General features: G+C 37.9%; 16 protein-coding genes and 2 rRNA genes. 9 read left to right on the forward strand and 9 right to left on the reverse strand.

The genetic code is table 11. The features are described 5' to 3' along the window. From G9H60_RS05295 to G9H60_RS05305, 3 genes are all read left to right on the forward strand, one after another. Nucleotides 1–118: ribosomal RNA gene (locus tag G9H60_RS05295) — 23S ribosomal RNA — on the forward strand; the annotation flags it as partial. A 68-nt stretch (nt 119–186) separates the two neighbouring features. Next, a 5S ribosomal RNA gene (gene rrf, locus G9H60_RS05300) occupies nt 187–298 on the forward strand. A 213-nt stretch (nt 299–511) separates the two neighbouring features. Beyond that, complete coding sequence (locus G9H60_RS05305) at nt 512–1,957, forward strand: Kelch repeat-containing protein (RefSeq protein WP_223143057.1); 1,446 nt, start codon at nt 512–514, stop codon at nt 1,955–1,957. Here the strand turns inward: G9H60_RS05305 and G9H60_RS05310 are convergent. From G9H60_RS05310 to G9H60_RS05325, 4 genes are read right to left on the reverse strand one after another with little or no spacing between them, the layout of a single operon-like run. After that, entirely contained in the window at nt 1,954–2,379 is a 426-nt protein-coding gene (locus G9H60_RS05310; protein WP_223143058.1) for a Fur family transcriptional regulator, read from the reverse strand. The genes G9H60_RS05305 and G9H60_RS05310 overlap by 4 nt on opposite strands. Before the next feature lie 4 nt (nt 2,380–2,383). Next, nucleotides 2,384–4,183, reverse strand: coding sequence for an ABC transporter ATP-binding protein (locus G9H60_RS05315; protein ID WP_223143059.1), 1,800 nt, complete (start codon nt 4,181–4,183; stop codon nt 2,384–2,386). A 4-nt stretch (nt 4,184–4,187) separates the two neighbouring features. Then, nucleotides 4,188–5,225, reverse strand: coding sequence for a gliding motility protein GldB-related protein (locus G9H60_RS05320; RefSeq protein ID WP_223143060.1), 1,038 nt, complete (start codon nt 5,223–5,225; stop codon nt 4,188–4,190). Beyond that, nucleotides 5,226–7,850, reverse strand: coding sequence for a valine--tRNA ligase (locus G9H60_RS05325; protein ID WP_223143061.1), 2,625 nt, complete (start codon nt 7,848–7,850; stop codon nt 5,226–5,228). A gap of 132 nt (nt 7,851–7,982) precedes the next feature. Here G9H60_RS05325 and G9H60_RS05330 point away from each other — a divergent pair, with 132 nt between their 5' ends. Further along, nucleotides 7,983–8,414, forward strand: a complete 432-nt coding sequence (locus tag G9H60_RS05330; RefSeq protein WP_262899956.1) for a sterol desaturase family protein — start codon at nt 7,983–7,985, stop codon at nt 8,412–8,414. A 2-nt stretch (nt 8,415–8,416) separates the two neighbouring features. Here the strand turns inward: G9H60_RS05330 and G9H60_RS05335 are convergent, their stop codons facing one another. Genes G9H60_RS05335 through G9H60_RS05345 form a run of 3 tightly spaced genes read right to left on the reverse strand, consistent with a single transcriptional unit; the run spans nt 8,417 to nt 11,314 of the window. Next, nucleotides 8,417–9,667, reverse strand: coding sequence for a sulfate adenylyltransferase subunit 1 (locus G9H60_RS05335; RefSeq protein ID WP_223143062.1), 1,251 nt, complete (start codon nt 9,665–9,667; stop codon nt 8,417–8,419). A gap of 18 nt (nt 9,668–9,685) precedes the next feature. Beyond that, a complete protein-coding gene (gene cysD / locus G9H60_RS05340) occupies nt 9,686–10,606 on the reverse strand; it encodes a sulfate adenylyltransferase subunit CysD (RefSeq protein ID WP_109324110.1) in 921 nt (306 codons plus the stop codon). A gap of 15 nt (nt 10,607–10,621) precedes the next feature. Beyond that, complete coding sequence (locus G9H60_RS05345) at nt 10,622–11,314, reverse strand: phosphoadenylyl-sulfate reductase (protein WP_223143063.1); 693 nt, start codon at nt 11,312–11,314, stop codon at nt 10,622–10,624. 127 nt (nt 11,315–11,441) lie between these two features. On the opposite strand from G9H60_RS05345, the gene G9H60_RS05350 reads away from it, so the two are divergent. From G9H60_RS05350 to G9H60_RS05370, 5 genes are all read left to right on the forward strand, one after another. Further along, the gene (locus tag G9H60_RS05350) at nt 11,442–12,137 is read left to right on the forward strand and encodes an AlbA family DNA-binding domain-containing protein (RefSeq protein ID WP_262899957.1); all 696 of its coding nucleotides are present in this window, start codon (nt 11,442–11,444) and stop codon (nt 12,135–12,137) included. Continuing rightward, the gene (locus G9H60_RS05355; RefSeq protein WP_223143064.1) at nt 12,134–13,507 is read left to right on the forward strand and encodes a monooxygenase; all 1,374 of its coding nucleotides are present in this window, start codon (nt 12,134–12,136) and stop codon (nt 13,505–13,507) included. Before G9H60_RS05350 ends, G9H60_RS05355 begins: the two co-directional genes overlap by 4 nt. Nucleotides 13,508–13,555: 48 nt before the next feature. Further along, entirely contained in the window at nt 13,556–14,416 is an 861-nt protein-coding gene (locus G9H60_RS05360) for a dienelactone hydrolase family protein (RefSeq protein WP_223143065.1), read from the forward strand. 321 nt (nt 14,417–14,737) lie between these two features. Further along, nucleotides 14,738–16,699, forward strand: a complete 1,962-nt coding sequence (locus G9H60_RS05365) for a KUP/HAK/KT family potassium transporter (protein ID WP_262899958.1) — start codon at nt 14,738–14,740, stop codon at nt 16,697–16,699. 1 nt (nt 16,700) lies between these two features. Further along, nucleotides 16,701–17,093, forward strand: a complete 393-nt coding sequence (locus tag G9H60_RS05370) for an HIT family protein (protein WP_223143066.1) — start codon at nt 16,701–16,703, stop codon at nt 17,091–17,093. On the opposite strand, the gene G9H60_RS05375 is transcribed toward G9H60_RS05370, so the two are convergent. Both G9H60_RS05375 and G9H60_RS05380 read right to left on the reverse strand, forming a co-directional pair. Continuing rightward, complete coding sequence (locus G9H60_RS05375; RefSeq protein WP_109324099.1) at nt 17,094–18,119, reverse strand: NAD(P)H-dependent glycerol-3-phosphate dehydrogenase; 1,026 nt, start codon at nt 18,117–18,119, stop codon at nt 17,094–17,096. A 38-nt stretch (nt 18,120–18,157) separates the two neighbouring features. Beyond that, the gene (locus G9H60_RS05380) at nt 18,158–19,834 is read right to left on the reverse strand and encodes a hypothetical protein (protein WP_223143067.1); all 1,677 of its coding nucleotides are present in this window, start codon (nt 19,832–19,834) and stop codon (nt 18,158–18,160) included. Between the last annotated feature and the right edge of the window lie 7 nt (nt 19,835–19,841).

The raw sequence follows: 19,841 nt of genomic DNA on the forward strand, positions 1-19,841 counted from the left end.
TGACCTGAAGATGAGTATTCCATGAAGGGTCCGTGTAGACGACACGGTCGATAGGCTACAGATGTAAAGGCAGTAATGTCAAAGTCGAGTAGTACTAATTACCCGAAAGCTTACTTTTATAAAAAAAATGCAACGACTGTTTATTTTATCTCACAATATGGAAAAAGGCTAAAACCTTGCAAGATTTATGGAGCCGATAGGACGGGTGTTCACCTCTTCCCATCTCGAACAGAGAAGTTAAGCCCCGCACCGCTGATGATACTGGGATCAAACCCGGGAAAGTAAGTAAGCTCCAAGTTATTATTATCAAGCCCGCTAGTCTTCTAGTGGGCTTTTTTTATTATTAGGGTTTAGTGATTAGGGAAATGTAGAATGTAGAATGAATCTATTTATAATTCATCATTAACCATTTACCATTTACATTTCTCCCCTCTTGTCTATATTTTTAAATACCTTACCTTTTAATCAATTCATTTAGAGCCTTATTTTATTTATTTAATACATTTACGGTATGAAGCATTGCTGCCTCTTATTGTTTCTTTTTATTTTCCCTTCTTATATCAGGGCTAATCAATTCGCCTATTATTTAAGTAATGTAGACCATCAAGCATACCGTATTGATTTATACAAAAAAGAAATCGCTCGATTAGATTCCAATTCAATTTGGGTTTTCTATCACAGCCTTAGCACTGATTCCACCTATCACCCTGATTTTATGAAGACCGCTGAATTTACGGTCTTACAAAAGAAAAACACCAACCGTATTCATATCTTTCAGGAATGTACCAATCAAATTTATGTGGTTGATCTTACGGATTTTCAGTTGAAACGAAAAGACGATACCTATTACCGTGGCGACAATTGTTTGGCATACCGCTTTTTTAGAGGAGATGAGATATTTTCTTTAGGAGGATATGGTTTCTGGAGAACTAACAACCATTTGATTTATTTTGATAAAAAAACCAAAGAATGGGAAGCTACTAATTCAAAGGGTCAATCTCCCGCTGGTATGTACCACGGGTTCGTCTCTTTTATTCCTGAAAAAGATGTTATCGTATCATTTTCTAATTATTTCACGGATGTAAGTGATGATTATGGAAAATTGAAACTGGATCAAACAATTTACCAATTTTCATTTTTCACTAAAACCTGGAAAAAATTGGGAGAAATTACTCATCCTATCATTAAGCAAATTTTGGAAGAATACAGCTATGATGATAGACAACATTTATTCTATACCGGTAAGTATTTTGTATTTGAACCTTCTAGTAACAAAAATGGCATTCATAAATATTATTTTATTAACCCCCGTAATTTTGAGGTATTAGAATATAATGATCTCGAGCTTAAGTATGCACGTATTGCCTTGGGAGTTTCTCAACCGCAAAATCCAAGTACCTTTAGAAATGGGCCTTTATTATTAACGGTTTTGCAAAATCCCAATCCTACTTCTTCTGATACTTTTTTACTTATAAACTTTGATGAATTAGCTTCTCGTGCCACCTTTATCGGTTACTTGACAGATTTGCCTTGGTATCAAAGCGACTGGTTTTATGGTGTTATTTTACTCCTTTTGGCCTCTATTCTTATTCTATTCATGAAGAGAATTAAACCAAAGCGCAAGAAAGCTATGGCAAGCGATTCTCCCATTCAAGATGCCAAATTGGACATTGATCTTACCTCTTTACGTTTACTGAAATCAATTCTTGAAAATCAAAAAGAAGATGGATTAGCCATTGATGAGGTTAATCGGATTCTGGATATTGAGAATTTGGCATTTGATACGCAACGCTATAGAAGAAGTGCCATGATTAACCAAGTGAATCAAACACTTACTTTATTAACAGGGGAAAAGAATAGCATCATTCGAGTGAATTCTGAAGAAGATCGAAGACAGAAGCGTTACAAAATTAATCCTAATTGTCTCGAACTACTTCAAAAGAAACTAGCTAATTAAGCTTGATTGCACAAATTGCAAATTCCCTGTATCAGTAGATTACTTTCTTTTTTTGTAAAATTGGCTGGTAAACTAATGCTAGGTATATGTACCAATTCCAAACATGTAGTTTGCCCACATTGGTCGCATTTGAAATGCACATGATCATGTTGATGAGCATGTCCTCCCTGATGACATAACTCTTTACACAGCGCATATTTGATACCTCCAATATCATCTAATACTTTATGGATTAGTCCTTGACTTAGGAACGTTTTAAGTGTACGATACACCGTAACACGATCAAATTGACTACTTAATTCCTGTTCAATATCTCCCTGACTTAAAGCATAATCATGTGACTGCAATAAACCAAGTACCTCCATTCGACAAGGAGTAGGTCGAAGGTCAAAGTCAGATAGACTAAGTGCTTTTTGCTCCATCGTATTAGATATGATCAGACTGCAATTTGACCATTTTTTGATAAATTCCATCGTTCAAGTTCATCAATTCCTCATGATTACCTGTTTCAACGATCTGACCTTCTTGCATCACTATGATTTTATCAGCAGAACGAATGGTCGATAAGCGATGTGCAATGATCAAACTGGTACGATTCTTCATTAACTCTTCCAAAGCGGATTGAACCCACTTTTCCGACTCTGAATCTAAAGCACTCGTTGCTTCATCCAACAATAAGAACTTAGGGTTTTTTAAAATGGCTCGAGCGATTGCAATACGCTGCCTTTGCCCACCAGATAATTTAACTCCTCGTTCTCCAACCATCGTATCCCATTTTTCTGGAAAGGATTCAATGAATTGTTTAGCAAAGGCTAATTCTGCAGCTTTCTCAATTTCTTCCATAGATGCTCCTGGCTTACCATAAGCAATGTTTTCACGGATACTTCCTCCAAATAATAAAACTTCTTGTGGTACCAATGCCACTAATTTTCTCCAATCACTCACGTCAAATGATTGTATCTCTTGATTACTCAAGGCAATTGTACCAGAATTTGGTTCATAAAAACGCATGAACAACTGAGCCAAAGTGGATTTACCAGTTCCTGAACTACCTACAATGGCCACTTTTTCTCCTGGTTCAATGGAGAAAGTAATTCCTTTTAAAATAGGGACATTGGGTCTGCCAGGGTAGGTAAAATGTAAATCTTTTACGTCAATCTTGCCAAAAGGAATTTCTAGGTCAGATTCCTTTTCCATGTTTATTTCCGATGGATCATCTAAGATTTCTAAAATTCGTTCTGATGCCCCAATGGTTTTTTGTAACTGAGCATAAATGTCACCCAGTCCACCCACAGAACCTCCAATGAATGCCGTATAAAATATAAAAGTTAATAATTCCGCTAAAATTAAATCTCCAGATGAAACCAATTGCGCGCCATACCATACTACGCCAACGATACCACCAAATAGGGCAAAAATGATAAAGCTAACAAAGCCTCCCCGGAAGGTTGCAGCCTTTAAAGCCTGCTCAACTACTAAATTTAATGATTGGGTATACCGATTAACCTCCCATTTTTCATTGGTAAAGGACTTAACTGCTTGAATGGATTGAAAAGTCTCCTCCACAATGATGTTGGTAGAGGCTAATTCATCCTGAGATTTTTTGGAAACTTTGCGGATAAATCGACCAAAAACTAAAGCCGCAATCACCAATACGGGAAATGTTGCCAACATGAATAAGGTAAGCTTCCAAGAGATATAGGTTATCAAGGCTATCCCTCCAACAAGTGTAAAGATTTGTCTGAAAAATTCTGCCAATGTAATGGAAAGTACATCTTGTAATTGAGTAATATCAGAGGTTATTCTACTCATCATTTCACCCACCCGGCGTTTTTCAAATTGAAAGATAGGGAGCGTAATGATTTTGGAATACAGATGTTGACGAACATCACGCATCGCTTTTTCCGACACTTGAGCAAAGGTGTAAATCCTAAAAAAAGATAAAACTGCTTGTACAACTAGTATGGAAAAAAAGAAGATGGTTACCTGATTGATGGAAAACTGCGATTTGCCTTCCATTACCTTGGTCATTTCTCCAATCAATAACGGGAAACTCAAGGTGGTTAAATTGGAGAAAAATAAAAAGAACATTCCTGCTACGAAAGTCCATTTATACGGTAAAATAAATTTGTATATACGTAATGCTTTGCGAATTCCTTCTTTATTGACTTTTTTGGCATCTTTAGGATCAGCTCCTTCTCCAAATTTCTCGTGTCTCTTAGCCATATGTTTATTCTTTCGCTTTACCTCTATATCCTGAGGCCTGGAATAGTTGATTGGCATCTGGTTTTGCCATTACTTCTGCCAAATTTTCTTTTGGATGATTACTTTGATAAGCATCAATGATTTTCCAACCTAACCATCGACCAATAGAGCCTGGACATGCTGGACCTATTTCAATGGTTTTAGGTCTTTCTCCTAGGTATTTAGCTTTGGTGAATTCATCCTGTTTGTACAACAAGGATTGATCAATAAAATGTTCCCAAATTTCTTGTTGGAACATTTCTGATTCAGCTAATTCCGTTTGTGTATACCCAAATAACAAGCTATCCGCTAAGGCTGGAGCCATATTTTTGGCAAATGCATAGCTTTTCCCATACCAAATCATATCACTGAGCATGGTGGCATTTTCTGCCTCGTGTTGATTGAAATATCCTGCATACAATAGTAAAATTTGACCCACTAGTGCTCTAGGCTCTAAGCGCCTTAATTGGTAGTCATATACATTCTGTGGGAGATACAACCCATTTTTTCCCATGAAATAATCTAAACCAATGACAATTAGACTATCACTAACTACTAAATGTTGCGTTTTGAAATTTCCTACAGCACCAAATCCAGTAAATACAGTTCTGATTTTTGGGATTTTAGCTTGTGGAAACTCATTCTTTATTTCTTGAAATGCAGCTTGCAATTCTTTTTCCAATACTTTGCCTCCAAAATAGGCTGCCTCTTGGCTCTGTTCATAAAACTTCCGAAGGGCAGGGTTTTGGAAAAGAGCAAAGAAATTTTTTGCTAATTCTGAAGATCGATTTGTTCCAACAGAAAAATAAGCCTGTAAAACCTCAGGATGCTTACGAAGGATGCTGTCAATTTGCTGGACATTTTGACTATTTGCAATCGATTGATCTAAACGCTGAATATCCAACTGAATGGCAGGGGCCTTGATTTTAATTTCCTTATTTTCATCCTTGCTTCCACAAGAGCCCATGAAAAAAGAGGAAATCAATAGCAATAAGAATCCCAAACAACGTTTATGGTTTTTCATCTAGCTTAAACGGGCTAATAACTCTTTCAAGGATTTGATTTTATTTTCAGCATCCGAAAGTTTTTGTCTTTCTCTTTCAACCAAATCCGCTTTCGCATTCTGAACGAATTTTTCATTAGCTAATTTTGCTTCTACCGATTTTTTAAATCCTTCTAAATAAACTAACTCCTTTTCAGATTCTTCTTTTAATACTGCAGGATCCTCGTCGTTGGCTAATGGAACAAAGAACTGATCCGATTTTACTACAAAAGTTTGAGCCTCTGAAATAGATTCTTGAATGAATACGACCGAATCTAAATTCGCCAATTTAACCAGTATAGCTTCAAGTGAAGCATAGGCTTGTGGCTGTTCCGACTTAATGCATAAACTCAAAGCCACTTTAGGTGAAATTTGTTTGGAATTTCTGATTTCACGGATTTTAGTCACAATCTCAAACAAAGCATCAAACTGAGCAATGATGGGAGCTTGGACAGGTTTCGCTTTCGGGAATTCAGATTTACAAATACTGATTCCACCTTTTCTTTCTTCCATATTTTGCCAAATTTCTTCTGTAATAAATGGCATATATGGATGTAATAAACGCATCAATTGATCAAACAAACCTAAGGCCGTAGCTAAGGTTTCTGATGCAATAGGACTTTGGTATGGAGGTTTGATAATCTCCAAATATTTGGCACAGTAATCATCCCATACCAAATTATAAATGCTTAATAGGGCATCCGAAATACGGAATTTTTGAAAATGATCTTGTACATCTAGTATCGTTTGAGATATTTTAGACTCAAACCATTCTGTAGCCAACACATGTTCTGGCAAGGATGGCCCATCCTGAATTTCTAATCCTTTTAAAAAACGGAAGGCATTCCAAATTTTATTAGAGAAATTTCTCCCTTGTTCGCACAATTTATCATCAAATAATAAATCGTTTCCTGCTGGCGCAGAGAACAATAAACCCGAACGTACTCCATCTGCTCCAAATTTCTCAATCAATTCCAATGGGTCCGGTGAGTTGCCCAAAGACTTAGACATTTTACGGCCCTGTTTATCGCGTACTATACCCGTTAAATACACATTTCTGAAAGGTAATTCACCTCTCCACTCATATCCTGCCATGATCATACGAGCTACCCAAAAGAATAAGATATCGGGACCTGTAACTAAATCATTGGTAGGGTAGTAGTAGTTGATTTCTTCATTATCTGGATTTTCGATACCATCAAAAACAGAAATTGGCCATAACCAAGAAGAGAACCATGTGTCCAATACATCCGGATCCTGGGTTAAATCATCTTCTACCAAAGCAAATAGCTGGTATTTATCTCGAGCTATGCGTAAGGCTTCTTTCTTATCTTTCGCCACAATCAGCGTTCCATCTTGCAAGTAAAAAGCGGGGATTTGTTGGCCCCACCACAATTGACGTGAAATACACCAATCGTGCACATTTTCCATCCAAGAACGGTAGGTATTTTTAAATTTGGCTGGATGCAATTGGATGTTGTCATTCATGACATTTTCCAAGGCAGGTTTCGCCATATCCTCCATTTTCAAAAACCATTGCAAGGAAAGCTTCGGCTCAATAACCGCTCCAGTACGTTCAGATGTACCAATAGTGGACTTGTATTCTTCAGTTTGAATTAAATAACCTTCTTCCGTTAATTGTTTAACAATGCGTTTTCTGGCTTCAAAGCGATCCACGCCGACAAATAAAACGGCCTTTTCATTTAATGCACCGTTGTCGTCAATGATATCAATAACAGGTAATTTATGCTTAATGCCTAGTTCATAGTCATTTAGATCATGTGCCGGTGTTACTTTAAGGCAGCCAGTACCAAAGTCTGTACTTACATACTCATCAGGTATGATGCTGATTTCACGATTGATTAAAGGAATAAAAACTTTTTTACCATGCAGGGAAAGGTAGCGCTCATCTGTTGGATTGACACAAATGGCGGCATCAGCCATGATGGTTTCTGGTCGAGTAGTCGCTATGGTAACATGTCCTGAACCATCTACCAATGGATATTGGATATGATATAATTTGGCTTGAACGTCTTTGTAGATAACTTCTTCATCAGACAAAGCTGTTTTACCTTGAGGGTCCCAATTGACCATTCGCACACCCCTGTAAATCAAGCCTTTGTTGTATAAACGAACAAAAGTATCGATAACAGCCTTATATAATTTGGGCTCCATGGTGAAACGAGTACGGTCCCAATCACAAGAAGCACCTAGTTTTTTTAATTGATCAAGAATAATTCCGCCATACTTATCTTTCCACTCAAAGGCATATGTTAGAAATTCTTCTCGACTAATATCTTTTTTCTCTATGCCTTTTTCTTTCAACATCGCTACCACTTTGGCTTCGGTGGCGATGGAGGCATGGTCTGTTCCTGGTACCCAACAAGCCTCTTTTCCTTCCATACGTGCTTTACGAATTAGCACGTCTTGGATGGTATTGTTTAACATATGCCCCATGTGCAAAACTCCCGTAACATTGGGTGGAGGGATGACAATGGTATAGGCTTCTTTATTCGGATCGGGTTTAGAAGCGAATAGCTTATTTTCCAACCAGAAGGCATACCATTTTTGCTCTATTTCTTGGGGGGCGTAATTTTTGTCAATCATAAACGAAGGGTCTGACCGTTTTCCTCGAACGGTTTCATTATAGCCTACAAAGATAATTGATTTAGCTCAAAGAGGAAGGTGGAATATTAAAACAATTCGATGTAATTTCGGTTGAAATTGAAAACGGAAATCATGGAAATACTATTGTGGCTAGGAACTTTTTTATTCATGGAGGGAATGGCCTGGTTTACCCACAAATACATCATGCACGGTATCATGTGGAATTGGCATGAGTCGCACCATGTCCATCATAAAAATGTGTTGGAAAAAAATGATTTGTTTTCGGTGGTATTTGGCGTCATGTCAACCTTAACCATTATCATAGGTGCTGAAATGGAAGCTTATAGACCCTTATTGTGGATTGGCTTAGGGATAGCAACCTATGGGTTATGCTATTTCATCTTTCATGATATCATCGTACACAGAAGAATCAAAATCAAGTTTAAGACAAAAAATACCTATTTAAAACGCTTGATTAAAGCACATTATGTACACCATGAAGTGCATGAAAAAGAGGGCGCAGAAGCTTTCGGTTTCTTGTACGCCCCCAAAAAATACGAATAGGTTTATTTGACGAAACCTACTCCGACAGTTGAGTTCGAGAACTCATCAATTAATATAAAAGCGCCATTAGAAGGATTTTCTGCATAGACATCAGCCATGATAGGCTGGGCAGTCCGTAACTGAATTCCTCCAATTTCATTGAGTTTCATGGAATCCACATCTTGGCTAGATGTTTGTGCCACTACATCCAATCGCTCAGTAATTTGTGAGATTTTGGCTTTGGTCAAGTTGACTCCGTGTTGTAATAAGTAGGTTTTCCCAGGACTTAATGCTTGATGGTCCAACCAGCATATATGAGCTGCAAAATCTTTTAATTGTGGAGCTTGGGTATCAGAGGCTAATACCAAAGAGTTTCCGCGTGAAATGTCAACATCAGTCGTTAAGGTAATAACAACCGAATCACCTGCTTCGGCACGCTCTAATTGCTCACCAAATTTTTCAATGGATGCAATGGTGCTTTCTTGTCCTGTAGGCAATGCTTTGATTACATCCCCAACTTGAAAAGTTCCTGAACTAATTTTTCCAGCATAACCTCGGTAGTCGTGGTATTCTTCTGTTTTAGGGCGTATTACCCATTGAACAGGAAAACGGGCTGGAGCATGGGCGAGGCTTTCAGCAAATTCAAATGCTTCTAATTCCCCTAACAAGGTGTTTCCTTGATACCAAGGCATTTTATCTGCTGCTTGGGTGATGTTTTGTCCAAACAAAGAAGAAATAGGTAAAAAGCTAATTTCTTGACCTACAAAGGTGGTTTGGGCAACTAAAGAACGTAAGCTTTCTTTGATGGCTTCAAATTTGGCTTCATCGTATTGAACCAAATCCATTTTATTTACACAAATGATGACTTTGGGAATTCGTAGTAAAGCCGCAATGGATAGATGCCTGGCGGTTTGTTCTACAACACCTTGACGAGCATCCACTAAGATTAAAGAGACTTTGGCATTCGAAGCACCCGTAACCATGTTACGCGTATATTCTACGTGACCAGGAGTATCTGCAATGATGTATTTGCGCGTGGGTGTGGAGAAATAAATGTGCGCCACATCGATGGTGATGCCTTGTTCTCTTTCCGCTATTAAACCATCTGTTAAAAGAGAAAGATCTAAAAAATCTAATCTTTTTCTTTTGGAAGCACTTTCCAATGCTTCAATTTTATCTTTAGTAATTGAATTGGTTTCATACAATAATCGACCAATCAATGTACTTTTTCCATCATCTACAGAACCTGCAGTAGCTATGCGTAAAATATCCATATTCCTTTCTCTCTCCTATTAAAAATATCCCTGTTGCTTTCTTTTTTCCATGGCGGCCTCGGAGCGCTTATCGTCGATACGGGCCCCGCGTTCTGAAATTTCCGCTGATAAAATCTCTTCAATGATGATGTCAATTTCTACTGCATCTGATTCGACAGCAGCAGTACATGTCATATCTCCGACTGTTCTAAAGCGAACAGTGGCTTCAAATGGAATTTCATCGGCTTCTTTATTCAAGTATTCTGAATCAGCCCAAAGCATCCCATCGCGCTCAATAACTTGGCGTTGGTGTGAGAAATAAATGCTTGGGATTTCCATTTTTTCTTCTTTAATGTAATTCCACACGTCTAACTCTGTCCAATTGGAAATAGGGAAAACACGTACATTTTCGCCAACAGCAATACGACCATTTAACATATCAAATAGTTCAGGTCTTTGTCTTTTGGCATCCCATTGGCCAAAATCATCGCGAACAGAAAAGATACGTTCTTTAGCTCTCGCTTTTTCTTCATCTCTTCTGGCTCCACCGATACAGGCATCGAATTTAAATTCTTCGATAGTATCTAATAAAGTGACTGTTTGTAGCACATTACGGGAGGCATATTTGCCTGTTTCTTCTTTGGCTTTTCCCTGGTCAATGGAATCTTGTACATAACGTACAATTAGCTCAGCTCCTGTTTCCTTGGCCAGCCAATCTCTAAACTCAATGGTTTCAGGGAAGTTATGTCCCGTATCTATATGTACCAAGGGGAAAGGAATTTTCCCTGGGAAAAATGCTTTTTGGGCTAATCTAACTAAGGTAATGGAATCTTTACCTCCAGAAAATAGTAAAGCGGGACGCTCAAATTGGGCGGCAACTTCACGCATAATATAAATAGATTCATCCTCCAATTTTCTTGGAAACTGTCCTATTTTGTCCTTAATGGTTGAATTTGTCATAAAATGGATAATAAATTAGGCGTGTAAACCACATTCTTTTTGGGAGTTTTCCCACCACCATCTTCCTGCCCTTGGATGCTCTCCTTCAGCAATGGCTCGAGTACAAGGTGCGCAGCCAATGGAGATAAATCCTTTTTTGTGCAATGGGTTTTGCGGTATTTTATGGTCAACTAAATATTGATTTAATTCATCAAATGTCCAATCAATCAAAGGGTTAATTTTGATCAATTTTCTTTGTTCATCCCATTCTACAATAGGCATATTGGCTCTGTTTTCAGATTGCTCAGCTCGTAATCCAGTAATCCAAACTTTTGCTCCTTGCAAAGCTCGGGATAAAGGTTCCATTTTACGAATAAAGCAACATTCTTTTCTGTTTTCTACCGAACTATAAAATGAGTTGAAGCCCTTTTCCTTGACTAGTTTCTCTACCGATTCCGTTTTTGGGAAATAAGTATCAATCGTAATTTGATACTTTCTGCTTGTCAAATCCATTAACTCATAGGACTCTTGAAATTGACGGCCTGTATCTAAAGTGAACAGGTGAATGGGAAGAGATTGGCTAGCAATGGCATATAAAATAGCCTGATCTTCTTGTCCAAAAGAAGTAGAAAATACAATTTTCTCCTGAGGGAATAATTGAGTTAATACCTGCAATCGTTCTTCTAGGGAGAGATTTAATAAGGCTTTTTCAATGGTTGAAATATCCATACTCTTAAAATTTTCACAAAAATACACAATGTCTATTGAATTGCTATACTTGATTTTAAAAAGATTTACAAGACTTCATATGAAGGAAATAAATCTTTTGTAAATTCATCACAATAAACAAAGTAGGATGTATCAAGGCTCAGAGATTTGGATGAATGAGGGAATGGAGGATGATAAATCTCCTTTTTTGGACTTGAAAGCAATAAAAAGCTTGGTAAAGCAAGGTGAAGGGCATCGCTTGGAGTTTAAAATGAAAGTTAAATTTCCAGAAAAGATTATCAAGGAAATGGTAGCTTTTGCCAATACAGACGGAGGGACGCTCTTAGTTGGGGTAAGTGATGAGGGCCAGGTACAAGGAGTGAAGTTTGTGGATGAAGAACAATTCCTATTAGATCGTGCCATTGAGAAGTATTGTTTTCCTGTTTTTTCCTATACCAATTATCGAGTTGAAATTGATTCTCAAAGAGCTATTTTAGTTTATCATATATTTCCTAGTATCGATAAACCGCATTTTGTGCAATTATCCGATGAACCACAGCCTAAGTGTTATGTGCGCATTAAAGATCGTACGGTACAGGCGAGTAAGGAAATGAAACAAATATTGAGACGGGAAAATGAAGAGGGAATTCAATTTAATTTTGGTCCATCTGAAAAATGGTTGATGGAGTATTTGCATGAAAATCAACAGATTACATTAGCTTTGTTTGCAGAGAAGCAATCCTTACCACTTTGGCTAGCTTCAAGAAAATTAGTTCTATTAGTTTTGGCACGTGTTTTACGTATTTTGCCAGGCGAAGTATACGATATTTATACCTTACGATGAAAAACAGTTATTGGGCATTATTTGCTTTAATCATGCTTTTTTCTGCTTGCACCAAGCAATCAGTTGAGCCTGTTAATTCACCCAATCCAGCTAGTTCGCTGACCTCTTCATTTGATTTAATTCAGGATCGCATATTTACGCCAACTTGTGCCACTTCGGGATGTCATCTTTCTAATACTGATGCTTCTTTTGCACAGCACGGTTTAATACTAGCAAAATCTTCTTCATATGCACAGTTGGTAGGAGTGGCTTCTAAAAACCCGAATGCCGTTCTCAATAAAATTTTACGAGTTACCAAGTTTCAGTCTACCCAAAGTTTACTGTATCATAAATTAAATTGGGATGTAGCGCATCATTCTAGTATTGATTATGGTGTACCCATGCCCTTGGGAGGGAAGCCCCTTTCTGTTGGTCAATTGAAATTTATTCAAAATTGGATTGAGGCTGGAGCCCCAGAAAAAGGGGAAGTTGCCGATGCCAAATTATTAGATGATACCACCCCGAGTTATGCTGTTAGTTCCGATTTTAGTCCTTTAATAGAACCTTCTGCTGAAGGAAAGGAAGGGATTCAATTGAAAGTTGAGAAATTTTCTGTGGCACCAAATTTTGAACGTGAGTTGTTTGTGCGCAAGCCATTGAATAATTCTGCACCTGTGTATGTTTCGCGGATCAAGTTAAAGTCAAGACCTAATAGCCATCACATGGTCTTGTACGATTTTGAAAGTAAACAGTCTTTACCAAATCTGAATGAAGTAAGAGATTTACGAAACAGTGATAATAGCATTAACGTGTTTACTTTCCTGCAGATGCAAAACCACATTTTTTTAGGGGGAGGTACGGATCCTAATTCAGATTATTCTTTTCCTGAAGGAACTGCTCTACTGCTTCCTGCCAATAGTTCGATTGATTTGAACCCACATTACTTTAATAAAACCAACGAAGTAATCTTTGGAGAGAACTATGTCAATCTATATACCGTGAAAGCCGATCAGGTGAAAAAAGTGGTACAAATGATTGATTTTAATAATACCAATTTGACGATACCTGCCAATCAAAAGACCGTTATTTCTAAAGATTTTATTTTTGATAAAGCAGTAGCCATCGTTTCATTAACCTCTCATACCCATCAGTGGGGCAAGTTATTTCAGATTAAAATCAAAGGTGGTGCCCGGAATGGAGAGGTGATTTATGAAAGTACAGACTGGGCGCACCCTACTGTCATTAATTTTCCCAAAGTGATTGAGCTAAAAGCAGGAGAGGGATTAACTTCGGTGGTTACCTATGAAAATAATACGAATCGCATCATCCGTTTTGGTTTAACTTCCGAAGACGAGATGAACATCATATTTGGATATTACTACGCACTTTAAGACAGAGCCCATAATACATATTCACTCACATGCTTAAATGAAAAAAAGATGGATCAGAAAATTATTAACCTGTTTGATGAGTACACCCACAAACCATTAAAAAGGGAAGTGTTTTTAGCTAAGTTGAGCAAATTAGCTGGTGGAACAGCGGCGGCATTAGCTATTTTACCTATGTTAGAAGGCAATTATGCCATGGCCAATCAAGTATCTGTACAAGATGCCGATTTATTGATGGAGGATGTTTCATATCCTTCAAAAAACTGTACCATGAAAGGGTATTTGGTACAGCCTAAATTATCCAAAGGGAAATTAGGCGCTGTATTGGTTATCCATGAAAACAGAGGATTAACCCCACACATCAAAGATGTTACCCGTCGAATTGCTAAAGCAGGATACATTGCTTTAGGTATTGATGCGCTTTCTCCTTTTGGAGGAACACCAGTCAATGAAGATGAAGGACGCGCTTTGTTTGCTAAATTAGACGCAGTTCAAAATTTAGAAAATATTAAGAGCGGTCTTGATTATTTACGAGGATTGAAAAACAGCAATAAGAAAACCGGTGTCGTTGGATTCTGTTGGGGTGGAGGCATGGTCAATTCCATGGCTGTGATGGATCCTGAGTTAACTGCTGCGGTGGCTTATTATGGTCGACAAGCCGAAGTGGCTGATGTGCCAAAAATAAAAGCCAAGTTAATGCTTCAATATGCTGGTTTAGACGAAAGAATAAATGCTGGAATTCCTGCATTTGAAGAAGCATTGAAAGCCAATAAGAAGGATTATCAAATCTTCGTATACGAAGGAGCGCAACATGCTTTTAATAATGATTCTTCACCTGCACGCTACAATGCAGAAGTGGCCAAGTTGGCTTGGACAAGAACCATGGGTTTATTTGACCAAACATTGAAATAGTCATAAATGGGGGAAGCAAAAAGCTTCCCTTTTTTTGTAGTCCAAATGAATGCTTTCTCCCACTTAATCGGTATTTATCAGGCATAGCTAATTTTATTTCTTTTGAATATGTGCGAATTAAGCGCTGTAAATCAATTTTTTAAGTCATTTTTAAGAAAATGAAAAATAGCTGTTTTTTATATCAAAATTGAAGGTATATTTGCTGCCGTTTCTTGAAATATGTCAAGAAATTAACCAATAATAGTACAATTTTTTGCAATTTTTGCATTCTTTCGATAAACAGATTCGCTTGGTAATAATTTTACGCTCCCACACATTATAATGGAACAAAAACACAAAAACACGGCTACTGCTGCTGGACTGCTGGTAGCCATGGGTATCATCTACGGAGATATTGGGACATCTCCTTTGTATGTTATGCAGGCCATTATTGGAAATGATCCAATTAATGAGCTGATGATATTGGGAGGATTGTCATGTATTTTTTGGACACTGACTCTCCAGACCACTCTCAAGTACGTTATTTTAATTTTACGTGCCGATAATAAAGGAGAAGGTGGAATTTTTGCCTTGTTTGCTTTGGTTCGTCGACATGCCAAATGGTTGACACTTCCTGCCATCATCGGGGGAGCAACACTGTTAGCAGATGGTATTATTACACCCCCCATTTCAGTTTCTTCAGCTGTAGAGGGTTTGAAAATGCTTAAGACCAAAGAAGGCTTGCCTTACGTTACAGACACAGTACCGATAGTTATTGTCATCTTAACCGGATTATTCATTTTTCAAATTTTAGGTACCAAAGTTGTAGGTAAACTGTTTGGTCCTATTATGCTACTTTGGTTTAGCATGTTAGCCGTAACTGGATTATTATGGATTGAGCATGATTGGAGTATCCTACGCGCGGTTTCACCTCATTATGCATGGGAACTATTGACTTCTCATCAAGCAGGAACTGCTGGATTCTGGACTCTCGGAGCCGTGTTTTTATGTACTACAGGAGCGGAGGCATTGTATTCCGACCTAGGACATTGCGGCCGAGATAATATTCGTATCAGCTGGATTTTTGTTAAAATTGCTTTGTTGCTTCAATATTTTGGACAAGGGGCTTGGTTATTGCACCATCAAGGTATGTTGCTTGGTGGCAGAAAACCTATTTTCGAATTATTACCTAGAGAGTTCTTGTTTACAGGTATTTGTATCGCAACGGCCGCTGCAGTGATTGCTAGTCAGGCCTTGATCTCAGGATCATTCACCTTAATTTCCGAGGCCATCCGTTTGAACTTTTGGCCCAAGGTGCGCTTGATTTATCCATCCGATCAAAAAGGTCAGTTGTACGTTCCTTCCATCAATATCTTTTTATGGTTAGGCTGTGTCGGGGTGGTGCTTTGGTTCAAAGAATCCTCCAATATGGAAGCAGCTTATGGTTTGGCAATTACCTTAACCATGTTGATGACTACTTCCTTGATGGCATATTATTTGCACATTAAGAAGATTGACATGTGGTGGATCCTCTTGTTTTTGGTGGTTTATATTTCCCTAGAAGGGGCATTTTTAGTCGCTAATTTGCAGAAATTCTCTCACGGTGGTTATGTATCCTTATTCATTGCTGGAGTCATTTTATTAGTTATGTATGTCTGGTTTAGGGCCACTCGTATTAAAAAGGATTTGACGGAATACGAAAAGCTATCGGATTATGTAGAACCACTAAAAGAGCTTAGTCGCGATGAAACCATTCCTAAATATGCCACACACTTGGTATTTATGTCCAATGCAGGTAGAGTTTCAGATATAGAGTCCAAGATTATTTATTCCATCTTCCAACGTAGACCTAAGCGGGCAGATATTTATTGGTTTGTACACGTAGATACCTTGGATGAGCCCTATACCATGGATTACAAGGTGACCGTAATAGAGCCAGATGATATCATCAAAGTGAATTTTAAATTGGGTTTCCGAGTGGAACAAAGAATCAATTTATACTTTAGAAAAGTTGTGGAGGAAATGGTTGCCCGCGGAGAGGTAGATATCACGTCACGTTATAAGTCTTTGAATGAGCAAAATGTAATTGGTGATTTCCGATTTGTGGTATTGGAGAAATTCTTATCTTTTGATAATGAATTGCCATTGATGGACAGACTGGTGATGAAGTTTTATTTCTTCTTAAAGCAGTTTATGAATTCAGAGGATAAATGGTTTGGTTTAGATAGTGATGCGGTGAAATTGGAAAAAGTACCGTTGATTATTAAACCTATTTCAAGATGTAATTTGAGACGTGTAGACTAATATGAGCACAATATTTAGTAAAATTATTTCAGGAGAAATCCCTTGTCACAAAATTGCTGAGAATGAGCATTTTTTGGCATTTTTAGATGTCATGCCTTTGGTAGAAGGTCATGTGTTAGTGGTTCCTAAAGTGGAGATTGATTATATTTTTGATATGGTACCTGATCAATTGGCTGACATGATGAAGTTTGCTCAATCGGTAGCTCCGGCCATCAGAAAAGCCATTCCATGCAAAAGGATCGGTGTAGCCGTTATTGGTTTAGAAGTTCCTCATGCGCACGTTCATTTAGTGCCCATGACTACGGCCAATGATTTGAATTTTACCCGTGCCAAATTGCAAGTTAGTCAAGAATCTTTGGCAAAAACAGCTGATTTGATTCGCTCTTTTTTGTAATTACTTAAGGAAGCCCTTCAGTTTGTTCATTTCCAACTGAGGGTTAGCTTTCTCATAAACAATCGCATATACTGCCTCTATGATAGGTAATTGGATTTTATGTTGTCTGGAAATATGGTAAATACTTCTTACGGCATAGTATCCTTCCGCAATCATGTTCATCTCAATCTGCGCTGATTTGACGGAATAGCCTCGTCCGATCATATTTCCAAAAGTTCTATTTCTAGAGAACTGGGAATAAGCCGTAACAAGTAAATCGCCCAAATACCCTGAGCTATTTAAATCACGATTGGTTTCTGGATATACGGCATCCAAGAATAGCTTAATTTCCTGCATGGCATTGCTGACCAATACTGCTTGGAAGTTATCTCCAAATCCTAGTCCGCGAGTAATACCACACGCCATGGCAATGATGTTTTTAATAACCGCACAATATTCCACACCATATAAATCTTCGATGGCATGGGATTGCAAGAAACGACTATTCAATAGGTTGGAGAAAGACTGTGCTAATGCCAAATTAGGAGAGGCAATGGTCAGGTAAGATTGTTTCTCCAATGCTACTTCTTCTGCATGACATGGACCCGCAATCACGCAGGTTTGACCCAAGGGTAGATTAAATTCTCGTTCGATCCAATCAGTCACTAGCATGTTTTCATCAGGAATCATGCCCTTAATGGCAGATACTACTTTTTTACCCTCAAAATGCTTTTTATTTAGGTCCTTTAAAGTGCTGGGTATAAATGCAGCAGGAACGGCTAAAATGATGTATTCCACTCCATGAAGGGCATCAGACATTTTATGGTATGTCTTTACTTTCCGCGGATTTATGGCCACATCTGTTAAATAGCTTGGATTATGGTTGTATTTACGGATAAAATCAACATCTGATTTTCTTCGTATCCACCACTTGATTTTCACTTGATTTTCAGACAATATTTTTACGAGAGCGGTAGCCCAACTTCCTCCTCCCAACACCGTAATGTGGGTAGGGATTTTTTTCTTAAGTTCCTCGATTTGACTCATAGCGCAAAATTAATTTAAAAAGATGGAATGAGTTTAGATTAAAAGGAATATGTAAGTACACCACCGAAATTATAGCCTAGACTTGGGTAATTCAGGTATCGTTGGAAGTTTCTATTCAGTAAGTTATTTAAATTAACTCCTAAGGCAAGCTTTTCATTAAATTTAAAGTTGACATGGCAATTTAAATCAAAAATCTCTTCCATAGCCCTCACTTTTGATTCTGTAGGGCTCCAGGCAAATAAGCCATTGATGTATTCAATGGTTGGAATGATGGAAAGTTTATTGCCCAATAGAATGGTTCCATTCCAATTGATTTTCCATGCTGGTCGATGGAATGCTTTTTCTACATCTCCCAATGATTCGTAGCTGTCATAATTAAATCGAACTGCACTTTTTATAGAACGGCTCACTTGTAAATCGAAGTTGCCAGAAAAGGTAGTCACTTGCACCTTTTTTAAACCTCCAACGTAACTTAAAACAAATTGGGTGGGATCTACTAGGGAATTGGAGATGATAGGAAGATCTGTGTATTCCGAATAGGCAATTTTGAATTCAAAGTCGATATCCCCCGCCTTATCTTTATCTGTTCTATTCGTTCCTTTAATTCCTGCATAGAGATTTCCTACTTGAGAGGAGTTTTTTAGGAGAATATTGGGAGCCATCCAAGGGTTTTGCTTCACGAAATTGGCATAGGTGTTAAATTGGACATCCCCGCCTAATCCTGCAAAAAAGTGAATGTAATCTAAGCTAGAAAAGTCGATTAAAAATTGAGGGAAAAAACTTGTTTTAGCGGGCTCTGGTCCATCGCTGGTTTCTTGTAAGAAATGGGCTCCAGCAGATACCGTCACAAAATAACTAGAGAAAGTATAAAATGGTCTTAACCTAGAAAAACTTCTCGTAAGGGTCATGGCAGGCGTTTTGTACTCTGACAGGATCATTTCCCCACTTAAATTAATGAAGGAGTTGGACTTCAATTTAATCTTGGAATAGAATGAACCATTGCTGGTTAATTCGCTCACATCACTCAAATTACTGATTCTTGAGACATCGATGCTGGCATTAAAATCAAAAGTTGATTTAGGTATATTGGTGCCAAATTTTCCGAAAAAATTATAGGTATCATACACCAAACGCTGATCACGGAAACTAGGGATTTTTTGTCCTGGTTCAAATCCATAGTAATTTGTACCCAGTTGAGAATAGGCCACATGTGTCTCTAATTCTAATTTGCTATCGGCTCTTGAACGGCTCCAAACTTTGATATTATTCAGTTTTTTCTGAGAAAAAATATCAGCTACCGGCCCTTCTGCGTAGGCATCATGGGATAAATAAAAGCCCAGTCTTTGATCCGCTTTATTGAGGTTTAAGTTTAAATAAGTATATCCAAAACTTCCAGCCCCAACCCGAATGATGTTGTTGTTTAAGGAGTCCAAACCAAAAACTTCTCCTTCTCTTGGATTGATTTTGGACCATTTTAAGGGATGTTCTTCGTGGCTATTCCATTCTAATGGAACTTCTACGGGTTTTTGATTGCTTTTCTTATCTCGAAATGTGGGTAATTTTATTTTCTCTTGCGAAAGTTTCAGCTCTCCCAAATTGACTTCTCGGTATATACGTATGGTATCTGCCGTTTGTGGAACAAAAGACATGGCCATTTCGGCCTTTAAAATGAAGCCAATGAAAATAAGGATATAGCGTAGGTATGAATTGCTCATTGTTGTT

This window comes from Aquirufa aurantiipilula (genome assembly GCF_019923745.1).
GTDB classification, from domain to species: domain Bacteria; phylum Bacteroidota; class Bacteroidia; order Cytophagales; family Spirosomataceae; genus Aquirufa; species Aquirufa aurantiipilula.